Genomic DNA, 330 nt, shown 5'->3' with positions numbered 1-330 from the left:
CTCGACTGCACCGTCGCGATCGCGTTGCCCGCGTAGATCGGGCGCTCGAACGTGTCGGCACTGTCGACCGCCGTGATGTCCGAAATCTGCGCGACGTCCAGCTTCGCGGCGATCCGCGGCGCGATGTTCTTGCCGTAGGCGGTAGCCGGAGCCAGGATGTGCGAATAGTCCTTCGCGATGTTCAGCGCGGTCGCCTCGACGTTTTCCGCGAGGCCCGCTTCGAGTTGCGGCGCATCGGCCAGCAACACCTTCGACACACCTGCGATCTTCGCTGCTGCATCGGCCGCACCTTGCGCGTTGTGGCCCGCGACCAGCACGTGAATGTCGCCA

Annotated in this window: 1 pseudogene; it reads right to left on the bottom strand. The window is 65.8% G+C overall.

What is annotated here, in order from left to right:
- Positions 1-330 (bottom strand): annotated as a pseudogene (locus U4Z31_RS37035) (electron transfer flavoprotein subunit alpha/FixB family protein); the annotation flags it as partial.

The organism is Burkholderia sp. BCC1985 (assembly GCF_905339915.1).
Taxonomy (GTDB): domain Bacteria; phylum Pseudomonadota; class Gammaproteobacteria; order Burkholderiales; family Burkholderiaceae; genus Burkholderia.
Note: the sequence above shows the minus strand (reverse complement) of the source record. Positions and strands in the feature narration are given on the sequence as shown.